The organism is Aeromonas sp. CD, assembly GCF_033349375.1.
Classification (GTDB): Bacteria; Pseudomonadota; Gammaproteobacteria; order Enterobacterales; family Aeromonadaceae; genus Aeromonas; species Aeromonas hydrophila.
In genome coordinates this window covers 2,959,510-2,981,180 of record NZ_CP137631.1, presented here as the reverse complement: position 1 = coordinate 2,981,180, position 21,671 = coordinate 2,959,510, and the positions used below count along the sequence as shown (strand labels likewise).

The 21,671-nt window shown below is 58.7% G+C and carries 23 protein-coding genes; 20 read left to right on the top strand and 3 right to left on the bottom strand.

Annotated features, from left to right (window positions below; genetic code table 11):
- Nucleotides 1-38: 38 nt before the first annotated feature.
- From R2E40_RS13770 to R2E40_RS13695, 16 genes are all read left to right on the top strand, one after another.
- Complete coding sequence (locus R2E40_RS13770; RefSeq protein ID WP_269382415.1) at nt 39-482, top strand: type III secretion system chaperone; 444 nt, start codon at nt 39-41, stop codon at nt 480-482.
- Nucleotides 483-484: 2 nt separating this feature from the next.
- Nucleotides 485-718, top strand: coding sequence for a T3SS regulon translocated regulator ExsE family protein (locus tag R2E40_RS13765; protein ID WP_318163629.1), 234 nt, complete (start codon nt 485-487; stop codon nt 716-718).
- Entirely contained in the window at nt 715-1,116 is a 402-nt protein-coding gene (locus R2E40_RS13760; protein ID WP_318163628.1) for a YscW family type III secretion system pilotin, read from the top strand. Before R2E40_RS13765 ends, R2E40_RS13760 begins: the two co-directional genes overlap by 4 nt.
- A gap of 338 nt (nt 1,117-1,454) precedes the next feature.
- The gene (locus R2E40_RS13755; RefSeq protein ID WP_029302727.1) at nt 1,455-2,270 is read left to right on the top strand and encodes a helix-turn-helix transcriptional regulator; all 816 of its coding nucleotides are present in this window, start codon (nt 1,455-1,457) and stop codon (nt 2,268-2,270) included.
- A 118-nt stretch (nt 2,271-2,388) separates the two neighbouring features.
- On the top strand, nt 2,389-3,204 hold the full coding sequence (locus R2E40_RS13750) for a T3SS regulon anti-activator ExsD domain-containing protein (protein WP_318163627.1): 816 nt from the start codon (nt 2,389-2,391) through the stop codon (nt 3,202-3,204).
- Nucleotides 3,205-3,219: 15 nt separating this feature from the next.
- A complete protein-coding gene (locus tag R2E40_RS13745; protein ID WP_318163626.1) occupies nt 3,220-3,645 on the top strand; it encodes a YscB family type III secretion system chaperone in 426 nt (141 codons plus the stop codon).
- Nucleotides 3,618-5,462 (top strand): type III secretion system outer membrane ring subunit SctC, encoded by a 1,845-nt coding sequence (gene sctC / locus R2E40_RS13740; protein ID WP_223951358.1) that lies wholly within the window; start codon nt 3,618-3,620, stop codon nt 5,460-5,462. Before R2E40_RS13745 ends, sctC begins: the two co-directional genes overlap by 28 nt.
- Nucleotides 5,459-6,760: a type III secretion system inner membrane ring subunit SctD gene (gene sctD, locus R2E40_RS13735; protein ID WP_318163625.1), complete on the top strand. Its 1,302-nt coding sequence runs from the start codon at nt 5,459-5,461 to the stop codon at nt 6,758-6,760. The genes sctC and sctD overlap by 4 nt, the downstream gene beginning before the upstream one ends.
- On the top strand, nt 6,723-6,935 hold the full coding sequence (locus tag R2E40_RS13730; RefSeq protein WP_017408037.1) for an EscE/YscE/SsaE family type III secretion system needle protein co-chaperone: 213 nt from the start codon (nt 6,723-6,725) through the stop codon (nt 6,933-6,935). The genes sctD and R2E40_RS13730 overlap by 38 nt, the downstream gene beginning before the upstream one ends.
- Nucleotides 6,928-7,185, top strand: coding sequence for a type III secretion system needle filament subunit SctF (sctF, locus tag R2E40_RS13725; protein WP_017408038.1), 258 nt, complete (start codon nt 6,928-6,930; stop codon nt 7,183-7,185). Before R2E40_RS13730 ends, sctF begins: the two co-directional genes overlap by 8 nt.
- Complete coding sequence (locus R2E40_RS13720; RefSeq protein ID WP_103828107.1) at nt 7,185-7,538, top strand: YscG family type III secretion system chaperone; 354 nt, start codon at nt 7,185-7,187, stop codon at nt 7,536-7,538. The genes sctF and R2E40_RS13720 overlap by 1 nt, the downstream gene beginning before the upstream one ends.
- On the top strand, nt 7,535-8,089 hold the full coding sequence (locus R2E40_RS13715) for a YopR family T3SS polymerization control protein (RefSeq protein WP_318163624.1): 555 nt from the start codon (nt 7,535-7,537) through the stop codon (nt 8,087-8,089). Before R2E40_RS13720 ends, R2E40_RS13715 begins: the two co-directional genes overlap by 4 nt.
- Entirely contained in the window at nt 8,089-8,427 is a 339-nt protein-coding gene (sctI, locus tag R2E40_RS13710) for a type III secretion system inner rod subunit SctI (RefSeq protein WP_029302735.1), read from the top strand. Before R2E40_RS13715 ends, sctI begins: the two co-directional genes overlap by 1 nt.
- 6 nt (nt 8,428-8,433) lie before the next feature.
- Nucleotides 8,434-9,171, top strand: a complete 738-nt coding sequence (gene sctJ / locus R2E40_RS13705) for a type III secretion system inner membrane ring lipoprotein SctJ (protein ID WP_269382400.1) — start codon at nt 8,434-8,436, stop codon at nt 9,169-9,171.
- Nucleotides 9,171-9,797: a SctK family type III secretion system sorting platform protein gene (locus R2E40_RS13700; protein WP_318163623.1), complete on the top strand. Its 627-nt coding sequence runs from the start codon at nt 9,171-9,173 to the stop codon at nt 9,795-9,797. Before sctJ ends, R2E40_RS13700 begins: the two co-directional genes overlap by 1 nt.
- Nucleotides 9,776-10,411, top strand: a complete 636-nt coding sequence (locus tag R2E40_RS13695) for an HrpE/YscL family type III secretion apparatus protein (protein ID WP_017408043.1) — start codon at nt 9,776-9,778, stop codon at nt 10,409-10,411. The genes R2E40_RS13700 and R2E40_RS13695 overlap by 22 nt, the downstream gene beginning before the upstream one ends.
- 216 nt (nt 10,412-10,627) lie before the next feature.
- On the opposite strand, the gene R2E40_RS13690 is transcribed toward R2E40_RS13695, so the two are convergent.
- Together R2E40_RS13690 and R2E40_RS13685 are read right to left on the bottom strand one after the other, a co-directional pair.
- Entirely contained in the window at nt 10,628-11,842 is a 1,215-nt protein-coding gene (locus tag R2E40_RS13690; RefSeq protein ID WP_318163622.1) for an MFS transporter, read from the bottom strand.
- 85 nt (nt 11,843-11,927) lie between these two features.
- Complete coding sequence (locus tag R2E40_RS13685; protein ID WP_318163621.1) at nt 11,928-12,422, bottom strand: hypothetical protein; 495 nt, start codon at nt 12,420-12,422, stop codon at nt 11,928-11,930.
- A 492-nt stretch (nt 12,423-12,914) separates the two neighbouring features.
- Between R2E40_RS13685 and R2E40_RS13680 the strand changes: the two genes are divergently transcribed.
- From R2E40_RS13680 to R2E40_RS13665, 4 genes are all read left to right on the top strand, one after another.
- Nucleotides 12,915-14,540 (top strand): MCR-3-related phosphoethanolamine--lipid A transferase, encoded by a 1,626-nt coding sequence (locus tag R2E40_RS13680; RefSeq protein ID WP_318163620.1) that lies wholly within the window; start codon nt 12,915-12,917, stop codon nt 14,538-14,540.
- Between the two features lie 485 nt (nt 14,541-15,025).
- A complete protein-coding gene (mprF, locus tag R2E40_RS13675) occupies nt 15,026-17,575 on the top strand; it encodes a bifunctional lysylphosphatidylglycerol flippase/synthetase MprF (RefSeq protein WP_318163619.1) in 2,550 nt (849 codons plus the stop codon).
- Nucleotides 17,576-17,584: 9 nt separating this feature from the next.
- Entirely contained in the window at nt 17,585-18,271 is a 687-nt protein-coding gene (locus tag R2E40_RS13670) for an AcvB/VirJ family lysyl-phosphatidylglycerol hydrolase (RefSeq protein ID WP_042066721.1), read from the top strand.
- 157 nt (nt 18,272-18,428) lie between these two features.
- Nucleotides 18,429-19,982: a PAS domain-containing methyl-accepting chemotaxis protein gene (locus R2E40_RS13665; RefSeq protein WP_318163618.1), complete on the top strand. Its 1,554-nt coding sequence runs from the start codon at nt 18,429-18,431 to the stop codon at nt 19,980-19,982.
- Nucleotides 19,983-20,053: 71 nt separating this feature from the next.
- On the opposite strand, the gene R2E40_RS13660 is transcribed toward R2E40_RS13665, so the two are convergent.
- Nucleotides 20,054-21,637 carry an ABC transporter substrate-binding protein gene (locus R2E40_RS13660; protein ID WP_318163617.1) on the bottom strand — a complete coding sequence of 528 codons (1,584 nt, stop codon included), beginning with the start codon at nt 21,635-21,637 and terminating at the stop codon, nt 20,054-20,056.
- Between the last annotated feature and the right edge of the window lie 34 nt (nt 21,638-21,671).

Below are 21,671 nucleotides of genomic sequence, written 5' to 3'. Positions count from 1 at the left end.
GGCAGGCTAACATCCTCTCCTCTCTGCTGGAGGACATCATGGATCTAACCCTCACCATCAATCAGCTGTTTGCTGAGTTTGCGACCAAATATGGCTTGCCATCTTTAGCCTTGAATCCGGAAGGCGTTGCGGCATTGTGCTTTGATGACCAGCTAAAGCTGGGTCTGATCCTGGTACCAGAGCGGGATCATCTGGTTTTGCAGGTTGACGTCGCCGAATTGCATCAGGTTGGCGAAGGTATTTTTCGTCAACTGGCCAGTTTCAACCGCCATTGGTATCAGTTCAATCTGCACTTCGGTTTTGATGACGAAAGCCTGACGGTACAGCTATATCGTCAGATGTCCGCCAGTCAACTGACACTGACAGCCCTCGAAGAGAGTCTGGCCAGCATGCTGGAACATGCCGAGTTCTGGCAGGAGTTGCTGCAATCACGGCATGAGGTCGAGCATAGCCATGAAGAGATGAGGGGAGTTCGGGTATAGCCATGAAGATACAGGAACAGCAAGCGATGACGGTATCGCAAGGCACGCTCCAAGCAAGAGATGGCAGCTTTGCCGGGCGAGCGATGCATGTGCTCCCCATGACCCGCGTTCAGCAGCCCTTGTCGGTATTGTTGCGTGGTTCCATTGCCCTCGATCGGGTTCAGGAAGTGGCGTTGCAGCGTCTGCAGCAGGGTGAGCATTTGCCGCTGTCCGCTCGCAGGATCAGGGTCGTATGAGAATATGGCTTGCGCTGGTGTTGCTGACTGCGCTGAGTGGTTGCGTCACGACACCCGTGTTCAAACCCGCGTTGACACAGGTAAAAGGAGAGGTGCGTCTGGCGGGAAGATTGCCTTTCCCAGCCCGGGTGGAGGTCACTGTGCTGAGCGTGATCGATGGTCGTCCTTTGGCTGTGGCGGCAACGGAATATGACGTGACCATGTTGCCATTGGTATTTGAGCTGCGCCTGACACCTTTGCAAATGGCTGAGGGTGACTTATATCTGCGTACGCGATTGCGTTTCATCGGCAGTTCAGCAGTACAAGCCAGTCATCAGCAGAAAGTTTTTAAGGCGTTTAATCCTGATGGTTACGTCATTAATTTGCAGGCCAAGACTTGCTATCCATTATGTCAATAATGACATTGTTCACAAACAATACTGAAATCAGCTGTTTATGGCTCTTATGATTCAATGGTAAAGTTTCTTTTTGTAACAAACTATCCCAGCATATAACAGTAACTTAATTTGAATCTCCAAATAACGCATAGCTAGTGTATTGACTCTAATTTGTGGCTGGTTTTCTTGCGTATAGCTGTTGTAGGATGCTCCCCCTCATTTCAATGGTGATTAATTAGTTGCTGGTATTGAGATGAATTAATTTAAAAATAAAACGCCAATAATAAGACTCCCAGCAGAAATCCTGTCTTTGCTGAGGCGTCACAGGCACCACACGCAGATTCAGGAAAACGAAAAATATGAAAGGCATTACAACCACAGAGAAGGGCGATATAGCCCAGCTCCAGTGGTGCATGTCTGCTTTTAACGTCATTGAGCATACACAGGAGGGAATATACATCCTGCTGGAAGGCTCCATGACCTGGCAAGACTGCACCGATACCTACGAGTTATCCGCCAATGAGTTGATGTTCGTACGCCGTGGCAATTATGCGGTTTGTACCGGTGAAGCACCTTGCCACCTGCTTTGGTTACCCCTTTCAAATACCTTTCTGCAAGGCTTCTTGCAACGTTTTGGTTCACTGCTGAGCGACGTGCCCAGAATTGACGCCATGGCACCCAGTCTGTTGCCATTTTGTGCCTCGCCACTATTGACCCAATGTATTCAGGGTTTACGTGGCTTGACCGAACATGAATACCCGCCAGCATTAGCTCAGCTACGTACTGAGGAGCTGTTGTTTCTATTGGCTTTTGGTGAGTCCGGCCCGCAACTGATGTCGATTTTGCGTCAATTGAGCAACCGCCAGGTTGAACGGTTGCAGCACTTCATGGAAAAGCATTACTTGATGGAGTGGAAACTCAGTGAATTTGCCAAAGAATTTGGCATGGGCTTGACCACATTCAAGGAGCTTTTCGGGTCTATTTATGGGGTATCTCCCCGAGCCTGGATCAGCGAGCGGCGTATTCTCTATGCTCATCAGTTATTACTCAATAGCGAGATGAGCATAGTGGATATTGCGATGGAAGCCGGTTTCTCCAGCCAGTCCTATTTCACCCAGAGTTATCGCCGCCGTTTCGGTTGTACGCCAAGTCGTGCCAGACATGGCAAAGATTAACGTCGGACTAAAATAATCTGACGTTTTTTATAAGTCAGGGAAGGGCGTAATGGATAGAATGGTCGCATATCAAAACATTATCCCATTATTGCCCGCAGCAAGATGAGCAAGGCATAGCATGAGTCAGCAAGATCACCACTCTCCCAAACAAGGTCTGTTTGCAGGCCGCCGGGTCACTGTCGTCCAGTCAGCGTCTCTTTGTAAAGACCAGCTGGTTGGCCAGCAGTCCGTGCTCAGCTATCAGGATGCCGGTGTGTTGACTGCCCAGCAGATGAGCCTGTTGCAGCGGCTGTTACCCAGAACCCGTCTGGAGTGTCTGCTGGCATCGGTCTGGTTTCAGCGCCGCGTGGATGTAGCCATGGCCGTGTCACGTCAGGATCTGCAGCGGATCCTGCGGTTGGGTGCGGGTGAGGAGGGTGACTGGATTGCCCAACTGGGGGATAGCATCAATCTGGCAGAGCGGTCGCAGTTATGGCATTGGGTGTTATATCCCTTGCATCGCTGGTGGGTCCGTCATCAGGAACCCCTTCACACCGGCTGGATCAATGAGTTGGCACAGTTGCAGGTCATGCGGCGGCAGTTGCATGCTCAGGCCGCCTTCTGGCAGACGGTGGTGGATGTACAGTCTGGCATTGAGAGCAAGATTGCAGCCCAGCTGGCTCAGCTGGCTCAGCGTGAACGGGAACTGCAACAGCTGCAGGCCGAATGTGAAGATCGCCTTCATCTGTCCTGGCCTGCCTGGTATGGGCAGCAGACTGAGGAGGGGGACCCGGCTGTGCTCATGCCGGTACCGCTCGAGCTGGAGGCATTCTGGCATGCCCTGCAGGTGTTACCGCATCAATCCACAGCTGCTCAGATGTTGCACGAGTGGCTTGCTGAAAGAGGGCTGGCCCTTTCTCAGGACCGCTTCTACTGGCAGCCACCGGCCCGCTAGATAACCCGAGGAACTATGCAAAATCTACTTAATCGATTGGCCGAAAAGCTTGGCCAAGGGCCTTTTGTTGCCGACGTTCAGGGCAAATATCATTTGCGCCTCGATGGTTATCCTCTGTTTTTGCTACCCAGGCACAACGAACTGCTGCTGAGCACTCCCCTGGCAAGCGCCGTCACGTCAGAAGGTAAATCTCTGGATCCGGCATTGTTGAAACGCCTCTTGCAACAGGTCGTGGCCTGGGGACGCCATGCGCCCCAGGCTCTGACACTCGATGATCTCGGCAATCTGCAACTGGAAGCCAGGCTGGAGCTTGACGGGCTTGATGAACACCAGCTGGAAGTCTTTCTGAGCCAGCACATTACCTTGCTGGAGCGGTTGGAGCCCCAGTTGAATGAGGCGGCCTTAGCCCCGGAATGGAGACAGATGATATGGCATCCGTAAACATGCAACGTCTGCTGCATCCTCTGCTATGGCTCGGCATGGGGATGATGATGTGGTCGCGTCCCACATTGGCACAAGAGCTTGACTGGTTGCCTATGCCCTATAGCTATGTGGCGGAAGGGGAAAGCCTGCGTGATGTGCTGGTCAACTTCGGTGCCAACTACGAGGTGTCGGTCGTCGTCAGCGACAAGGTCAATGATCAGGTCAATGGCCAGTTCGAACATGATGAGCCGCAGGCGTTCTTGCAGCAGCTCGCCTCTCTCTACAACCTGGTCTGGTACTACGATGGCAACGTGCTGTACGTGTTCAAGAACAGTGAAGTTCAGTCTCGTCTCATCAAATTGGCACAGACTGGTGCGGCGGAATTGCAGCAAGCTCTGCAGCGTGCCGGGATCTGGGAGGCGCGTTTTGGCTGGCGACCAGACACAGACAATCGCTTGGTCTATGTTTCCGGCCCTCCCCGCTACCTTGAGCTGGTTGAACAAACTGCCCTGGCGCTGGAGCAACAGTCCCAATTGCGTAGCGAGAAGACGGGACCGCTTGCCATCGAGATCTTCCCGCTCAAGTACGCTTCCGCGACCGATCGTTCCATTCAGTATCGCGATACGGATGTTGAGGCACCCGGCGTTGCCACCATTCTCTCTCGCTTGCTCAGCGATGCTGGCGTACAGATGGTCAATGGTGAGGGCACAAAAGGGGGCACATCCCATTCAGGGCAGGCAATCGTGCAGGCTGATCCTTCCCTTAATGCCGTGCTGGTGCGCGATGCTCCGGAGCGGATGGCCATGTATGGCAAATTGATTGCTGCACTGGACAAGCCGTCTGCCCGTATTGAAGTGGCTCTCTCCATCATTGATATCAATGCCGAGGATCTCTCCCAACTGGGGGTGGATTGGCGAGTCGGGATCCGTACCGGATCCAATCAGCAGGTGATTATCAAGACCACCGGCGATCGCAAAGGGATCGAGGGCGGCGCGGCGCTGGGTAGCCTGGTTGATTCCAAGGGGCTCGACTATCTGCTGGCCAGAGTGAATCTGCTGGAGAACCAGGGCAATGCCCAGGTCGTCTCCCGGCCGACACTGCTGACTCAGGAAAATACCCAGGCGGTGATCGACCACAGCGAAACCTACTACGTCAAGATCAGTGGTGAGCGAGTGGCGGAGCTGAAAGGGATCACCTATGGCACCATGTTGAGAATGACGCCCAGAGTGATCCAGCTGGGAGATAGGCCGGAAGTGAGTCTGAGCCTGCATATCGAGGATGGTAATCAAAAACCAAACAGCTCGGGTCTGGATGGCATTCCTACCATCAGTCGTACCGTGGTGGATACCATAGCCCGGGTAGGACATGGCCAGAGCCTGCTGATCGGCGGTATCTACCGCGATGAACTGAGCGAGAGCCTGAGCAAGGTGCCTTTTCTGGGCGACATCCCCTACCTGGGCGCCCTGTTTCGCAGCAAAGAGAGTCAGACACGCCGTCAGGTTCGACTCTTCATCATCGAGCCTCGGCTGATCGACGATGGCATCGCCCACTATCTGTCGCTGGGGCATGGTCAGGATCTGCGTGCAGGTGTGCTGGGAGTTGACGAGATATCCAACCAGAGTCTCTCTCTTGGCAAGGTACTGGGAGGTGCCCAGTGTCAGCCGTTGGCGGCCGCTCGCGAGGTGCAGCAACTGATGCGCCAGGGAGGCAAGAGTTCGTCTTTGACGCAATGCCAGATGGGCAATGAACTGGGGTGGCGGCTGGTCGAAATGGGCAAGGCGCAGAAGTGTACGCCGGCATTGACCTGGTGCGTGCAAGCCGGGGAAGCGCGATGAGCTGGAAATGTCGCATATACCGCGGGTTGAACCACGGCGTTGAAGTGCCCCTGCCGGAGGGGCGCCTGATAATCGGTGCCGATCCGCTGCAAGCCGACCTGGTATTGGTGGACGAGGGCATGGCGCCTGTTCATCTGACGTTGATGGTGACGGCAGAGGGCATCGTACTGCAGGAGTGGGCCGAGGGCGTGATGCCGACCCAGGATGGGGAAGTGTTGGCTGCTGGGGCTTTGCTCAAGGCGGCAACCCGGCTGGAAGCTGGCCCGCTGCTCTGGAGTTTTTGTGATAGCAGTCGTTCGTTGCCAGAGCAACTTGAGCCACTGACTACCGTGCAGACAGCCCTTCGCCCACCGAAACGGGCTGCACGTGCCGATGTCTGGATGGGAGGGCTATGCCTGATGTTGATCATCGCCGTGCTGGCACTGCTAGGACATGGCTGGTGGCAGGGGAGCAGTGAAAATGATGCGGCACGCCAGGAGCAGGCTCTGAAGCGTTTCCTTGCGGCACCAGCCTATCAGCAGGTCACGCTGATTAACGATGCCCATGGCATTTGGCAGCTGGCTGGTTATGTCGATGAGAACAGCACGCGACTGGCCCTGCAGCAGTATCTGGAAGGGAATGGTTTCAATTATCGGCTGGACGTTCGCACCATGGAGGATCTGCGTCAGGGAGCCGGCTTCATCTTGCAAAAGCTGGGGTATGAGCGACTCCAGATCCGCAATGGCAAGGAACCTGGCTGGCTGCGGCTAAGTGGCGAGATTGATACCCAGGACCCGAAGTGGAGCACGCTTGATACGCTACTAAGGCAAGAAGTGCCCGGTGTGCTGGGGATTGAGAATCAGGTTCAGGTGGCAGGGGCCTATCGTAAACGACTCGATGACCTGCTGCAGGAGCAGGGGTTGGCCGGGCTGTTGCGCGTGGCTGAAACCAGCGGCCGTATCGAGGTGTCCGGCCAGCTGGACAGTGCCCAGCTGGCCAAGTTTCAACTGACCCAGCAGCAATTCAAGCGCGAGTTCGGTTCCCACCCTGTGCTGGAGCTGGTCAATCAGGAGCGGATCCCACGTCAGGATGAGCTGGAGTTTGAGGTACGCAGTGTCTCGTTTGGCCGGATTCCTTACGTGACCCTGGTGGATAACCAGCGTTATCCAATCGGCGGGGCGACTGCCAACGGGGTTCGCGTATTAGCGATTCGTCCTGATGCCGTGGTGGTCAGCAAGGGCAAACAGCAATACATCGTCAAGTTAAAAGGAACCGAGCGTCATGATGACCAATTTGGAAACGCGACTGTCCGGCGCTGATCCGGTATTTGCCCGCGAGCTGCATGCGCAGCTTGTCCAGGCGCTGGGTGACGTGAAGCGGCAACTGCTGCGCGGGGGGACCCAGCAGCAGTATCAGCAGTGGCAACAGGAAGCCGACGCCATCGAGGCGGGGCTCAAGATTATTGGCAAGATAGAGGAGCACAACCATGGCTGATTACTTCGAGTACAAGAATACGAGTTCCATTACCCTCGACCAGGTAGCATCAAACCTCTCCACACAGGCCAATGCCGCCAATAAAGAGGTCAAAGCGGCAATCGAGGACATGAAAAATGCCTCTGACAACCCGGCCCTGCTGGCCGAGCTGCAGCACAAGATCAACAAATGGTCGGTGGTGTACAACATCAACTCTACCGTGACGCGGGCGATGAAAGACTTGATGCAGGGCATTTTACAGAAGATCTGATGATGAACGTCCAACTCAAAAAACAACTGGCAGAACTGGCCCTGGCTGGAACAGGTCATCATTGCCACCAGGAGGCCGCATCCATTGCCGACTGGCTGGCGCAAGAGGAGTGCATGGCCGAATGCGTCACGTTGATCCGCCTCTCATCCTTGATGAATCAAGGGGACTATCAGAGCGCACTGCTGCTGGAAACCTCGCACCACTCTGCGGATGTTGAACCCTGGTTCGCCCTGTGTGAATGGCGGCTCGGCATGCACGATGAGCTGGTATTGCGGTTGGCAAGGCTGGAAGCGAGCGGTCAGCCCTCCCTGTGTCAGTTTGCAGCCGGCTTGCGTGAGCAGATGGCATTATGAAGATTGAAGGCAGCGAGCATCCGCCTCGAAGCGGATTTGCCGATACCGAACCACTTCCCAGGCAACAGGTTCAACATCAGTTTGAACGGCTGCTGGCAAAAGCAGATGAGCCTACCCTGTTCAGTCGCTGGCAGCAGGGGACCGGGCTTGAGACCCTGCTTGAGGGTGCTTCGCCTTCTGCCCAGCGGGACCTGCTCTGGCAGATCCATCAGCAGGGAGGAGAGCATGCCCAGGCGGTTGGCAAGCGACTGTTCCAGCCTGTCACCGAGAGGTTGGTGGCACATTTTTCCGGCCGTCAGCTGCCTGTCGTTGCTGCCATTGACCAGCCTGAGCTGCGTGCGCGGATGCGAGAGTTTGATCCACTGTCATCACGGCGGGAGACTGTGCTGCTGAACGTGATGGCAGACATCAAGAAGGCTGCCAATGGAACTCAGGTTGACTTGGCATATCTCGAGGAATTGGCTCGTCGTGAGCTGATGACGTTGATCCCGCTTAACGGCGTGGTGAACAACCTGATACGGCATTCACACAAACTTGATCTGGAGGCGTAATGGAGATTACCCAGTCAGCCCAGGCGGTCGTGACCAGCCTGGATGAGTTGAAAACGGCGGACACTGCCTCTTCCCAAGTTGCCAGCTTTGAACAGGCGATGAGTACTCCATCCCAGGGCATAGGCGGTTCTTTGCTTGGTGAGCTGGGGGAAATAAAGCAGCAGTTTGTGGAGGCCAAGGAGAGCCTGCGGGCCGAGCTGTCGACGCCGGGAGACGATCCCAACAGCCTGATGCAGATGCAGTGGGCGCTGATGCGTATCACCATGCAGGAAGAGCTGATTGCCAAGACAGTTGGCAAGATGAGTCAGAACGTAGAAACCCTGTTGAAGACCCAGTGAGGTAGTGTGAAGAGATCGATGCTGATGGGGGTGTTGTGCACCTCACTGCTGCTAGGTGGCTGCAAAGTGGAGCTCTATACCGGAGTCAGTCAGAAAGAAGGCAATGAAATGCTGGCGTTGCTGCGTACCGAGGGGATCTCCTCAGACAAGCAACCGGACAAGGATGGCAATATCAAGTTGTTGGTGGAGGAGTCCGATGTAGCGCAAGCCATCGAGGCACTCAAGCGCAAGGGCTACCCGCGGGAGAGTTTCTCCACCTTGCAGGACGTATTTCCCAAGGATGGTCTCATCTCTTCGCCTACCGAAGAGCGGGCGAGGCTCAACTATGCCAAAGCCCAGGAGATTTCCCATACCCTCTCGGAGATCGATGGCGTATTGGTCGCGAGAGTACATGTGGTGCTGCCTGAAGGAAATGAAGGGATCAGCAAGAAACCCTTACCCGCTTCGGCATCCGTTTTCATCAAGCATGCCGCCGATATCCAGCTGGACAGTTATATTCCGCAGATCAAGCAGCTGGTCAACAACAGCATTGAGGGGTTGGCTTATGATCGGATCAGCGTGGTGCTGGTACCTTCGGCCGATATTCGCCAGATGCCTCTGGTATCGCGAAACACCAGCCTCTTCTCCATCGAGGTGAGTGAGTCGTCGAAGTGGCGGCTGGCAGGACTGATTGCCCTGTTGTTGATGCTGGTCGTGACCACCAATCTGGCCCAGTACATGTGGCACCGGAGCCGGAGTCGTTGATGACGGTAGGCCTGACACCTTATCAATTGCGCTTCTGTCCGGCAGCCTATCTTGATGACGGCCATTTTCCCGATCCATGGCGCTGGCTGCAGGACGCACTGCCGGACTGGCGTACCCACCCCGCCGTTAATGAGGCGCTGCTTGAGGCGCTGGCCTTGGAGATTGCCTATGAGTCGCCCTCATCCCTTGGCGGCTTGGCATTGTTCCCCCAATCTGAGCTCGCGAGTACCTTGTCACACCTTGGTGCCGTGTTGCATGGGGAGGCCATTCGTCATTGTCTGCAGGGGAGCACGCTGCGCCATATCATCGGCTTGTTGGGGGAAGAGGGGCACAGGAATCTGCTGTCCCAGCTTGATCTGTTGATCGGCCCCTGGCCTGCAGGCTGGCAGCAGCCGTTGCCGCTTGAACTGAATGGCTCTTATCTGGAAGCGGCTGGCTTGCAATTCTGGTTGGCAGCCGCAGGGAATGCTGAACCTGGCTGGGCTCGCAGGCTTGCCCTGCGTCTTCCCCCATCATCCACCGTACCATCCTGGCATCTGGCGAGTGAGTCGTTGCCACTGGCTCGGGCGCTCTGTCTTAAAATCGCCAAACAGGTCACACCACAATGCTGCCATTTGTTGAAATAAAGAGTGAACACCTACAACTGGAGCCTGGTCAGCGGATCCTGCGCAGTCAGGATTACCAATCTTATCTGAGTGCCCAGGCACTGGTTGAGGCGGCCAGGGAACAGGCGGCCGAGATTGTGCAGGAAGCTCGTACCGTGTACGAGCAACAGCGCGAGCTTGGTTGGCAAGCTGGCATGGAGCAGGCTCGCCGTGAACAGGCGGTGTTGATCCACCAGACTCAACTGCAGTGCCAAGAGTACTATCGCACTGTAGAACAGCAGATGAGCGAGGTGGTGTTGCAGGCCGTGCGCAAGATCCTGCATGACTATGACCAGGTTGCGTTGACCCTCAAGGTTGTGCGCGAGGCACTCTCGTTGGTGAGCAACCAGAAGCAGGTCACGGTGCGGGTGCACCCTGAGCAAGTCACGGCGGTACGGGATCAAATCGCCAGGGTGCACAAGGATTTTCCGGAGATCGGTTATCTGGATATTTCCGCCGATGCCCGGCTCGATCAGGGGGGATGTATCCTGGAAACCGAAGTGGGGATCATTGATGCCAGTCTGGATGGCCAGCTGGAGGCACTGTCACGGGCTATTTCCACGACGCTTGAGCGGGGCGACCATCCTGCTCATTAATCTGTACCATGTCAGGTGATTTGCGCCACTGAGCACATGTCACTTTGCTGCCGTTGTTGCAGGCGCCAGAGGATGTGGGCCCCGTCCAGGCTAGCAATCTATTTGTCTGAAAATCACCGTTGATGATGGGGTTGAGCGCCTCCGCCATCTTTAGAAAAGCCCCCGGCAACCTGGTTGCAGGGGGCTTTTTGCTATCCGGACGCCGGTGTTTTCGGGTCATGGCGCCGTGTTGGATATCGGCGGCTTGTACCAGCAGAGTATCAGCAGGGTGAGCAGGCAGCAGGCGGCGCCGGCGTAGAAGGTGAAGGCGGGGCCCAGATGGTCCCACAGCAGGCCGGCCAGCAGGCTGGCCAGCAACATAGCGAGGCCGCAGACGAGGTTGAAGAAGCCAAACGCGCTACCGCGCAGATCCGCCGGGGCCGTGGCGGCCACCATGGCGGCCAGCAGCCCCTGGGTCATCCCCATGTGAATGCCCCACAGCATCACCCCTGCCAGCAGCACGCCCCAGTGAGTGCTGGCCGCCAGCACCAGGTCGGCGGCAATCAGTACCAACAACCCCCAGATCAGCAGGGTGCGGTGGCTCATGCGATCCGAGAGGCGGCCGAACGGGTAGGCGCTAAGGGCATAGATCAGATTCATCGCCACCATGACCAGCGGCACCAGCGCCAGCGCCATGCCGCTTTGTTGGGCACGCAGCACCAGAAAGGCTTCGCTGAAGCGGGCCAGGGTGAACAGGGCGCCGATCAGCAGCACCCAGCGATAGGGTTTACCCAGCCGGCGCAGGTTGTCGCGCCGCAGGGGGTTGCGGCGCTCGCGCCCATCGCTCTCTTTGGGTTCACGCAGGCCGATGGCGAGCAGGGTGACCGAGGCCAGCCCAGGAATGACCGCCAGCCAGAAGATGGCGCGAAAATCATCGTGCCAGAGCAGCATCAACCCCACGGCCAGCAGTGGCCCCAGCAGGGCGCCGACCGTGTCGAGGGACTGGCGCAGGCCAAAGCCGGCGCCGCGCAGCTCAGGGGGGGTGAGGTCTGCTACCAGTGCATCGCGAGGGGCACCACGAATGCCCTTGCCAACTCTGTCCAGCAGGCGGGCGGTCAGGATCAGCCCGCTGCCGGTGGCGATGGCGAACAGCGGCTTGGTCAGGGCTCCCAGCCCGTAACCCAGCAGGGCCAACCCCTTTCGTCTCCCCAAATAGTCGCTCAAGGTGCCGGAGAAGACCTTGACCATCAGTGCCGTGGCCTCCGCCATCCCTTCGATGAGCCCTATGGTGAGGGCGCTGCTGCCGAGCACCGTCACCATGAACAGGGGCAGCAGGCTGTAGATCATCTCGGACGAGATGTCCATCAGCAGGCTGACGAAGCCCAGCACCCAGACCCCGCGCGGGATCCGGCGGGAGGGTGGGGCCGGGTCTTGTCTGTTGCCTGTCGTCATCGGGGGGAGCCTTGCCTCGCATCAATTCCCACAGAGCATAGCCAGCCCGGCGACCCAGAGGTGGCCGGGTTGGCTTGCTGCGTGATTACTGTTCGATATCGAGTTCAGCCCGAACCGGTTGCCGGTTGCGCAGGGTGGAGATCAGCACCAGTGCGGCGATGGCGGCCAGCATGACGCCGAACAGCACGGCGCTGCCTGCATAACCAAAGCCGGCCTCGTCTGCGGTCCAGTCACCCAGTGCGGTACCCAGTGTCTGGGAGAACATGATGGTGACCCAGTAGAACAGCTCGGTGCGCGGCGTGGTAATGCTGCCGGTGGAGATGCTGCCCTGCAGCCGATACCAGAGCAGGAAGGAGCCCATCAGCAAAGCCAGCAGCAGGGTGGAACCACCGGCATAGCCCAGCCCGAGCGAGCGATCGGCAAAGTCTGCCAGGGTGGTGCCGACCGTGGTGGTGGCGATGATGGTGGTCCAGTAAAGGAGGGGGTTATAGGAGGTTGCCGCGATCTGCGCGCTGACCGACACGAAAAAGATCACGGCAGAGATGGCCGTGCTCACCAGATAACCGAGTTCCATCGACATGGAGACGGCGTCCCCCCGTCTTCCCCAGGGTGGTCGCCAGAATCTTGATGATCCAGAACGCCAGGGTGATCTCTGGCACCTTGCTGATTGCTGCGCTGTTGCTGTTGTGCATGTTAACCCTCTCTCGCATCTGTCGTGTGACGAGGACTCGTCAGGGAACAGCCTCGCCGAGCTGTCTTAAGCAAAACTTAAGGAGGAGCGGCCGTCTTGAAAAAGAGTGGTGCGAGCGCCAGGCGGGGAGGTGAGTCGTATATGCATGGCTGTTTTTTGAGCGGTTGCATAACACGGGCATCTTAATTTTTCCTTAAGTATCGCCGGCTAGGCTGTCAGTCTGCTGATGCTTGTTGATATACCTCATATTATTGAAGATGTTTGAAAATAGTATATTTGGTGTTTTCAGCCCGCTGTTACCATCCGGCGAAAAATATCGGCGAGTCGACTCTGGTTCGGCTATTTCGACGTGTAATAAAGAAGAGTAACAGGGAGATATGCATGCCTTCTTTTCTTAGAATAAGAATTGTTCCATTTATTTTGTTGTTGGCATTTATCTTTGCCTTCTTGCTCAACTGGCCAGTCCTGCTGCATTTTTATGAGATATTGACGCAGCTTGAGCATTTTAAAATCGGGTTTGCCATCTCCATTCCCATCGTATTGGTAGCGGCATTGAACTTTGTATTCATGCCATTTTCTGTGCGTTATTTCATCAAGCCTTTCTTTGCCTTTCTGTTTATCACCGGTGCGATTGCCAGCTACACCATGATGAAATACAAGGTGCTGTTTGATGGCGACATGATCCAGAACATCTTTGAGACCAACCAGAGCGAGGCTTACTCCTACCTGAGCGTACCCATCGTGGTCTGGGTATTGCTGGCCGGGGTGCTGCCGGCGGTACTGCTGTTCTTCGTCAAGATAGAGTATCCGGCCAAATGGTATCAGGGCCTGTTGCAGCGCGGGCTCTCCATGCTGGCCTCGCTGGCGGTATTGGGGCTCATCGCCGCAGCCTACTATCAGGACTATGCCTCGGTCGGGCGCAACAACCAGACCCTGAACCGGGAGATCACGCCGGCCAACTACATGTACAGCACCACCAAGTATCTCTACAAACGCTATCTGGCGGAGCCGGTGCCGTTCCAGCGCATGGGCGACGATGCCAGGCGGGTGGCCGGCAAGGAGAAGCCGACCATGATGTTCCTGGTGGTGGGGGAGACGGCACGCGGCAAGAACTTCTCCATGAACGGCTATCACAAGGAGACCAACCCCTTCACCAGCAAACAGGCGGGGATCATCTCCTTCAACGACGTGCGCTCCTGCGGCACGGCGACGGTGGTCTCGGTGCCCTGCATGTTCTCCAACATGGGGCACAACCAGTTCGACGGCAACCAGGCCCGCAACAGCGAAGGGCTGCTGGATGTGCTGCAAAAGAGCGGTATCTCCATCTTCTGGAAGGAGAATGACGGCGGCTGCAAGGGCGTGTGCGATCGGGTGCCGAACATGGTGGTCAAGCCCAAGGATCACCCCAAGTTCTGCGACAAGAACACCTGCTATGACGAGGTGGTGCTGGAGGGGCTGGACGACGAGCTGGCCGGCATGAAGGGGGACAAGCTGGTGGGCTTTCACCTCATTGGCAGCCATGGCCCGACCTATTACAAGCGTTATCCGGGGTCACATCGCCATTTCCTGCCGGATTGCCAGCGCAGCGATATCGAAAACTGCACCGATCAGGAGCTGGAGAATACCTACGACAACACCATTCGCTACACCGATTTTGTGATTGCCAGCATGATCGAACGGCTGAAGAAATATGAAGACAAATACAACACGGCGCTGATCTATATTTCCGACCATGGTGAGTCACTGGGGGCATTGGGGCTCTATTTGCACGGCACCCCCTACAAATTTGCGCCGGATGATCAGACCCGGGTCCCCATGCAGGTATGGATGTCGCCCGGTTTTGCCAAAGAGAAGGGCGTCAATGTTGATTGCCTGCAGCAGAAGGCGACCAATGGCCGTTATTCCCACGATAACCTGTTCTCGTCCATGCTGGGGATCTGGGATGTGAATACGGCGGTATATGACCAGCAGCTGGATATTTTCAGCCAATGTCGCAGCGTGCAGTAACGCCATATTGAGATAAAGGGGAGCCTGGCTCCCTTTTTTATTGGCCCGGATTGCTCGTTGGTCGTTATTTGGGAAAGGTGGCAACCATGCATGAGTGATGGGTAATATGGCCGTTTTACCTGTAGGGTGGATCGGTATTGGTTATTGATTGGGCAATGGTGCCGCTTGTTGCGAGTCTGGTTCACCAGGGCCCTTGTTGGTGAATTAATCTGCCGGCAGCCGAGTAATTTTATTTCGAATGCAAGGCTCGTCTTTTGCAAAAAAGTCGATATAAAGTGGGATGCCATGCTGGGCGGGGGTATTTTCCGGGCAGCCAGGGCCAAACTGGCCATGTCATCAGTGCCGACCGTTCGCCGCCCACGGCCCATAAAACATCTATTTGAAGGCCAAGGCGCGAAGGAGTGCGGTCTGCGCTCCCGCTGCGGGTGGCCATGTTCAGCAACGTGACGCGCATGGCCATGGCCTCGCGTCGGTAGGGATCGGCAATGCGGCGTCATCTGTTTATCTGGTTAGGCCCGTTATGTAGCTTGTTGTTGTTGGGGGCGGCGCTGGCCGTGCTCTATCGTCTGACTCACCTCTGGCACTGGCACGACATCCGGCTGGCCATCTGGTCTTTACCGCTGCCGCTGCTGGGCGGTGCCCTGTTACTGACCCTGCTCAGCTATGCCTGCCTCTGCTGCTACGACCTGCTGGCGGTGCACGCCCTCGGCAAGCGGCTGCCCTGGCAGCAGGTGGGGGTCACCTCGTTCATCGCTTACACCCTCTCCAATACCCTGGGGTTCGCCCTGCTGACCGGCTCGTCGGTGCGCTATCGCATCTACTCGTCGCTGGGTCTTGGCACTGGGGAGGTGGCCAGGATCATCGTCTTCTGCTCGGTGACCTTCTTCCTCGGCCTGCTGGCCTGGGGGGGCACGGCCCTGCTGGTGGGACAGGCTACCACCTTGCTGCCGGACTGGCCGCTGTGGGCCGATCAGCTGCTCAACGTGGCGGGTGGGCTGGCACTCTTGGCGGTGCTTGGCTACCTGTTCTGGCCAAAATCCGCGCTGATCTGGCGTGGCCACGAGCTGGTGTTGCCGGTATTCAGAACCCGGTTGCTGCAACTGCTGGTGGCGCTGCTGGACTGGATGGCCGCCGCCGCCGTGCTCTATGTGCTGCTGCCGGCGGACAGCGTCTCCTATCCGGTGCTGCTCAGTGCCTTCGTACTGGCCAGTTTCCTCGGGGTGCTGGCCCATGTGCCCGGCGGGATCGGGGTGTTCGAGGCGAGCATGAGCCTGCTGCTGGCCAAATACCTGCCGGTGGACAAGCTCTTGGCCTCCCTGCTGCTCTATCGCTGCATCTACTATGTGCTGCCTTTCCTGTGCGCCCTGCTGCTGTTCACCAGCCAGGAGCTGTTGCAGCAGAAGGCGCGCTGGAGCCGGCTGCAGGGCATCATGACCGCGGTGCGCGAGTTCCTGCCGGCGCTGATCAGCCTGGGTGCGTTCGCGGCGGGCAGCCTGCTGCTCTGCTCGGGGATGATCCCCACCATGCGCGGGCGTATCGAGATGTTCCTGCAGGTATTGCCGCTGCACCTGCTGGAGCTCTCCCATGTGCTTGGCAGCGTCAGTGGCGTGCTGCTGATCCTGCTGGCCCGCAGCCTCTACCGGCGCCACGATGCGGCGTTTCGCATCACCCAGCTGCTGCTGGGACTGGGGATGGTCTTTTCCTTGCTCAAGGGGTTTGACTGGGAGTCGGCCCTGCTGCTCGGGCTGTTCCTGCTCATCATCACTCCCTGCCGCTCACTGTTCTATCGCAAGGGCTCCCTGCTGCACGCCCAGTTCACCCCGGGCTGGCTCATCTCGGTGGGGGCCGTGCTGCTGGGGGCGCTCTGGCTGCTGCTCTTCTCCTACCGTCAGGTGGAATATGACCACGCCCTCTGGTTCCACTTCTCGCCCCATGGCGCCGCCTCCCGCGGGCTGCGGGCCATGGGCAGCGTGGTGGCTGTGCTGGCCGTGGTCGGGGTGGCCCAGCTGCTGGCGCCGCTGCGAGTCTCCGGGCGCAAGCCGGAAGCAGAGGAGCTGGCCCGCGCCCATGCCCTGGTGCTGCGCGAGGGGGGTGGTCATGGCTACCTGGCCCAGCTTGGCGACAAGTCACTGCTGTTTCATCCCGGCGGCGAGGCGTTTTTGATGTACGGCGTCGAGGGCAATGGCTGGATCGTGATGGGGGATCCCATCGGTCAGCCTGAGCTTATCGAGGAGCTGCTCTGGCAGTTTCGCGAGCTGTGCGATCAGCACGATGCCAGCCCGGTGTTCTATCAGGTGTCGGCCCGCTACCTGCCGCTCTATCTGGAGCTGGGCCTGATCCCGTTCAAGCTGGGGGAGGAGGCCATCGTCGAGCTGGCGGCCTTCGAGCTGGCTGGCAGCCGGCTGCGCAACCTGCGCCAGAGCCATGCCAAGGGCAAGCGGGAGGGGTTGTCGTTCGAGGTGGTGGCGCCTGAATATGTGCCTGCACTGTTACCGCGCCTCAAGGAGGTGTCGGACACCTGGCTGCAGAGCAAGCAGGGCAAGGAGAAGGGCTTCTCGGTGGGCAGTTTCGAGCCCGCCTATCTCAGCCTGAGCCCGGCCGCGCTGGTGCGTCACGAGGGGCAGATCGTCGGTTTTGCCAACCTCTGGGTCAGCGACAACAAGGAGAGCCTCTCCATCGATCTGATGCGCTACAGCCTGGACACGGGCACGGCGCCCATCATGGACTTCCTGTTCGTCGAGCTGCTGCTGTGGGGCAAGGCCGAGGGCTACGCCAGCTTCAACCTCGGCATGGCGCCCATGTCCGGTTTCAACGATCACCCCCTGAGCAGCTACTGGACCCGGCTTGGCAACACCATCTTCACCCGGGGCAGCCGTTTCTACAATTTCCAGGGGCTCAGACGCTACAAGGAGAAGTTCTCGCCAGACTGGGAGCCGCGCTACCTGCTCTGTACCAGCAAGCTGGTGCTGCCGAGGGTGCTGACCAACCTGATATCCCTGATCAGCCGAGGCCCGTTCGGGCTCATCAAAAAATAGGAGTCGGCCATGAAAATCCTGTTATTGCTGTTGGCGTGCTGCGCCTTTTCGCTCTCTGCCGCGCCGGTGAAAGAGGAGCTGGGGCTGGTGGAGCTGCCGGTGGCGCAAGCCTCAAGCGCACCCATGGTGGTGTTCATGAGCGGTGACGGCGGCTGGGCGGCGCTGGACAAGGGGCTCAGCGCCCAGCTGCAGCAGCACGGTATGCCGGTGGTGGGCTGGAGCTCGCTCACCTACTACTGGAAGAAGAAGGATCCACAGCAGGTCACCGCCGATCTGGTGCGGATCCTGGACGATTACCAGTCCCGTTGGGGGCGCCAGCGCTGGCTGCTGGTGGGCTTCTCCTTCGGTGCCGAGATAGTGCCCTTCGTGATCAACCGGTTGCCCGAACCTTATCGCCAGAGCCTGATCGGGGCCGTGATGCTCTCACCCTCGACCGCCTCCGACTTCGAGATCCACGTCAGCGACATGGTGACCCACGACAAGGCGGGCAGCTATCCCACCCAGCCCGAGGTCAACGCCATCCACACCCTGCCGATGCTCTGCGTGCAGGGGGCGGATGACGACTCGCCGGTACGGCTCTGTCCCCGTCTGCAACAACCCAACGTGACCACGGTGACCCTGCCTGGTTCGCACCATTTCGAGGATGACTACCCGGTGCTGTTCAAGACCATTGCCAGCCATCTTTCACTGCAATAAATATCGCGCGCCGGCAGGAAATGTTGATTTAAATCAATGATTATTTCCTGTCGGCCCGATCCGTTTTCTCCCCGTCAGAATCTTTTTGCATTGACCTTTACAGGTGCTGATTGCTTCCCAACACTCTACTGAGCAACAACGTAAGAGTGGGGGCTACATGCGCGAACAAAAAGGCCATCTTGTTGATCAGGAAGTGGATTTCGCAGCTGATGAACAGCTGGTGTCCACCACGGATCTGCGGGGCGTGATCACCTACGCCAATGACAACTTCTGCCGGGTCGCCGGTTACAGCCGGGCCGAGCTGGTGGGGCAGCACCACAACATGGTGCGCCATCCCGACATGCCCAAGGCGGCATTTGCCGACTTGTGGGGCAAACTCAAGCAGGGCCAGCCATGGCGCGGCATGGTGAAGAACCGCTGCCTGGATGGTCGTTATTACTGGGTGGATGCCTACGTCACCCCCATCTTCGAGCAGGGCAAGATCAGCGGCTATCAGTCGGTGCGCTGCCGCGCCGATCCGCAGATGAAGCAGATCGCCGCCCGTACCTATGCCCGGCTGCGGGCGGCGGAGCAGGGCGGCGGCAGGCCCAGGATTTCGCTGGCACGGCTGCGCCACGGGGTCGCGGTGGCCGGGTTGCTGGCACTGGGCTGGCTCGGCACCGTGCAACTGGGCGGCTGGGCCGCGCTTTACATGGCGCTGCCGCTGATCTTGCTGGGGCTGCTCTATCGCCACGAGCTCATTACCACCCCTCGTTATCTGCAGCAACTGGCCGGCGAGTACGACAGCCTGACCCGGCTCATCTACTCGGGCCAGGAGCCAAGCGCCATCGCCGACTTCCACATCAAGCTGCTGCAGGCCCGTATTCGCACCGTGCTCGGCCGGGTGGATGATGCCACTCACGCCCTGCAGGATCTGGCGGTGCACCTGAAGAGCGCCTCCAGCGAGGCCAGCTCGGACATCGCCGAGCAGGATGCCCAGACCCAGCAGATGGCGGCCGCCATCACCGAGATGGCGAGCACGGCCCAGGAGATCGCCCGCAACATCCAGGACACCAACAGCCAGATTGCCGAGGCCAAGGCTCACTGCCAGCACACGGATCAGCAGTTGATCGAGACCGAGCACAAGATCACCGATCTGGCGAAGGAGGCGGAGCACGCCTTTGCCTCGGCGGTGGCGCTGGCCAGCGAGTCGGATCGCATCGGGGTGCTGATGGGGGAAATTCAGGGCATTGCCGATCAGACCAACCTGCTGGCGCTCAACGCCGCCATCGAGGCGGCCCGGGCCGGCGAACAGGGGCGCGGTTTTGCGGTGGTGGCGGACGAGGTACGCACCTTGTCTACCCGCACCCACAAGGCGACCGAACAGATCCAGAGCAGCATCGGCCAGATCCAGCGCACCTTGAACGGCTGGAAGGGGATGATGCAGAACAACCTGCAACAGACCCAGGCCTGCGTAGCGATGACCCGGATGGGGTCGGACAGCCTGCATCAGGTACTGACGGAGATCGAGCTGGTGATGGACTTCTCGGCCCAGATCTCGGCGGCGGCGGAACAGCAGCAGGCGGTGGTGGAAGACATCAGCCAGAACGTCAATCTCATCTCCCAGCACTCCCATGCCAACAGCAGCAAGATGCAGGATGTGGACGAGTCGAGCGAGATCCTGCTGACCAAGGCCAGACAGCTCAAATCCCTGGGGCAGACCTTCGGTTAGTCGCCGCTGCCATCCATATATACAACAACAAGGCCACCTGCGGGTGGCCTTGTGCTGTCGGGGACTTGGGGTCAGCCTGGGGGCTCAGCCAGCGGAGCCCCCTTGTCCTGGTACATGGCACGGTCGGCCTGGATCAGCCACTGCTCGGCGCGCCAGCCCGGCTGGTACTGGCTGGTGCCGATGCTGATGCCGACCGCCAGCGGAACTCCTTCCACCTCGAATGGCGATTGCATGGTGACCCTGATCTGCTCGGCGATGGCGTCGGCCTGCGGCTGGCTGTGGCCCGGCAACAGCAGCACGAACTCGTCGCCGGCCAGCCTGGCGAAGAAGTGCTGCGGGCCCAGGCTGCGGCTGATCCGCTCCGCCAGCTGGCAGAGGAGGGCATCGCCGTGGCTGTGGCCGAAGTTGTCGTTGACCTGTTTGAAGTCGTCGAGATCGCAAAACAGCAGGCAGCCGGGGGCCGGGCCCTTGATCTGGGCATCGAGCCGCTCCATCAGGCTCAGCCGGTTGGGCAGGCCGGTGAGCGGGTCGCGGCGGGCCAGCTGCCAGATCTCCTCCTCCCGTTGGCGGCGCAGGGCGATTTCGCGGTTGAGCCGCTGGTTGCACATCAATAGATAGAGGGCCAGCAGCAGGATCAGCACGCTGGCCGCCAGGCTCAGCAGGAACCAGGGACGCCAGAAGATCCACTGCTCGGAAGGGGCCTGATAGAGAAATTCGTGCAAAGAGACCGGCTTGGACACCAGCCCGATCTCGACCAGCTGCTGCATGATGTGGGTCATGCGATCGGGATTCATATACCCGATCTCCACATAGAGCGGCTGGATCATCTCCTTGCTCACCTGCAGCTCGTACTCCATGTGGGCCTGACTGCGGTTGACGCCATACTCCTTGCGCAGCAGGGCGATGGCCTCCTGCGGGTGGGCGAGGGCGTAGCGCCAGCCCGCCAGGCTCGCGGCCCGAAACCGGGCTACCCGATCCGGATGGGCGCGCTCCTGCGCCTGGGTGGTGAACAGGATGTCACTGTAGAAATCGATGCCGTAGTTGCGCGGATTGATGACGGAGACGGGGATGCCGCGCTCTTCCAGATAGAAGGGCTCGTTGCTGAGGTAGGCGTTGAAGATGTCGACCTGGCCTTCGATGAGATCCTCGATGTTGACCGAGGTGGGCAGCGGGATGAGTTGACGCTCACTCAGCCCCTGGTAGAAGAGGGTGGCCAGCAGTTCGGCGTCCTGATGGGCCGAAAACATCATGATCCGTTTGCCACGCATGTCGTCAACGGTGAGAATGCCGCTGTCACGGCGGGCCAGAAAGATGGACGGCGAGTGCTGATAGACGCTGGCGAGCGCCAGCAGCGGCTTGCCGCTGGCGTAGCTGGTGAGCACCTCGGTGTTGCCGACCCCGAAGTCGGCCCGTCCGCTCAGCACCTCTTCTACCGGGCTGATGTCCTTGCCGCCGGGCCGTATCTCGACGTCCAGCCCGGCACTGGCATAAAAGCCCTTGGCCTTGGCCATGTGATAGCCAACGAACTGGGGCTGATGCAGCCAGCGCAGCTGGAGTACGACCCGCTCCGGCGCTTCAAGGGTGGATTCGCTGGCCCGCAAGGGAACAGCATGACTGATGCCAATCAGCAGCAGCCAAAGCAGGTATCTCTTCATCCGTGCGAGTCTTGTTCTGAGTGTTCATGGGGTG

Coding starts and splice junctions, on each gene's coding strand:
- R2E40_RS13770 (WP_269382415.1), top strand. CDS start 39: ATGGATCTAACCCTCACCATCAATCAGCTGTTTGCTGAGTTTGCGACC.
- R2E40_RS13765 (WP_318163629.1), top strand. CDS start 485: ATGAAGATACAGGAACAGCAAGCGATGACGGTATCGCAAGGCACGCTC.
- R2E40_RS13760 (WP_318163628.1), top strand. CDS start 715: ATGAGAATATGGCTTGCGCTGGTGTTGCTGACTGCGCTGAGTGGTTGC.
- R2E40_RS13755 (WP_029302727.1), top strand. CDS start 1,455: ATGAAAGGCATTACAACCACAGAGAAGGGCGATATAGCCCAGCTCCAG.
- R2E40_RS13750 (WP_318163627.1), top strand. CDS start 2,389: ATGAGTCAGCAAGATCACCACTCTCCCAAACAAGGTCTGTTTGCAGGC.
- R2E40_RS13745 (WP_318163626.1), top strand. CDS start 3,220: ATGCAAAATCTACTTAATCGATTGGCCGAAAAGCTTGGCCAAGGGCCT.
- sctC (WP_223951358.1), top strand. CDS start 3,618: ATGGAGACAGATGATATGGCATCCGTAAACATGCAACGTCTGCTGCAT.
- sctD (WP_318163625.1), top strand. CDS start 5,459: ATGAGCTGGAAATGTCGCATATACCGCGGGTTGAACCACGGCGTTGAA.
- R2E40_RS13730 (WP_017408037.1), top strand. CDS start 6,723: ATGATGACCAATTTGGAAACGCGACTGTCCGGCGCTGATCCGGTATTT.
- sctF (WP_017408038.1), top strand. CDS start 6,928: ATGGCTGATTACTTCGAGTACAAGAATACGAGTTCCATTACCCTCGAC.
- R2E40_RS13720 (WP_103828107.1), top strand. CDS start 7,185: ATGATGAACGTCCAACTCAAAAAACAACTGGCAGAACTGGCCCTGGCT.
- R2E40_RS13715 (WP_318163624.1), top strand. CDS start 7,535: ATGAAGATTGAAGGCAGCGAGCATCCGCCTCGAAGCGGATTTGCCGAT.
- sctI (WP_029302735.1), top strand. CDS start 8,089: ATGGAGATTACCCAGTCAGCCCAGGCGGTCGTGACCAGCCTGGATGAG.
- R2E40_RS13700 (WP_318163623.1), top strand. CDS start 9,171: ATGACGGTAGGCCTGACACCTTATCAATTGCGCTTCTGTCCGGCAGCC.
- R2E40_RS13695 (WP_017408043.1), top strand. CDS start 9,776: ATGCTGCCATTTGTTGAAATAAAGAGTGAACACCTACAACTGGAGCCT.
- R2E40_RS13690 (WP_318163622.1), bottom strand. CDS start 11,842: ATGACGACAGGCAACAGACAAGACCCGGCCCCACCCTCCCGCCGGATC.
- R2E40_RS13685 (WP_318163621.1), bottom strand. CDS start 12,422: ATGTCGATGGAACTCGGTTATCTGGTGAGCACGGCCATCTCTGCCGTG.
- R2E40_RS13680 (WP_318163620.1), top strand. CDS start 12,915: ATGCCTTCTTTTCTTAGAATAAGAATTGTTCCATTTATTTTGTTGTTG.
- mprF (WP_318163619.1), top strand. CDS start 15,026: ATGCGGCGTCATCTGTTTATCTGGTTAGGCCCGTTATGTAGCTTGTTG.
- R2E40_RS13670 (WP_042066721.1), top strand. CDS start 17,585: ATGAAAATCCTGTTATTGCTGTTGGCGTGCTGCGCCTTTTCGCTCTCT.
- R2E40_RS13665 (WP_318163618.1), top strand. CDS start 18,429: ATGCGCGAACAAAAAGGCCATCTTGTTGATCAGGAAGTGGATTTCGCA.
- R2E40_RS13660 (WP_318163617.1), bottom strand. CDS start 21,637: ATGAAGAGATACCTGCTTTGGCTGCTGCTGATTGGCATCAGTCATGCT.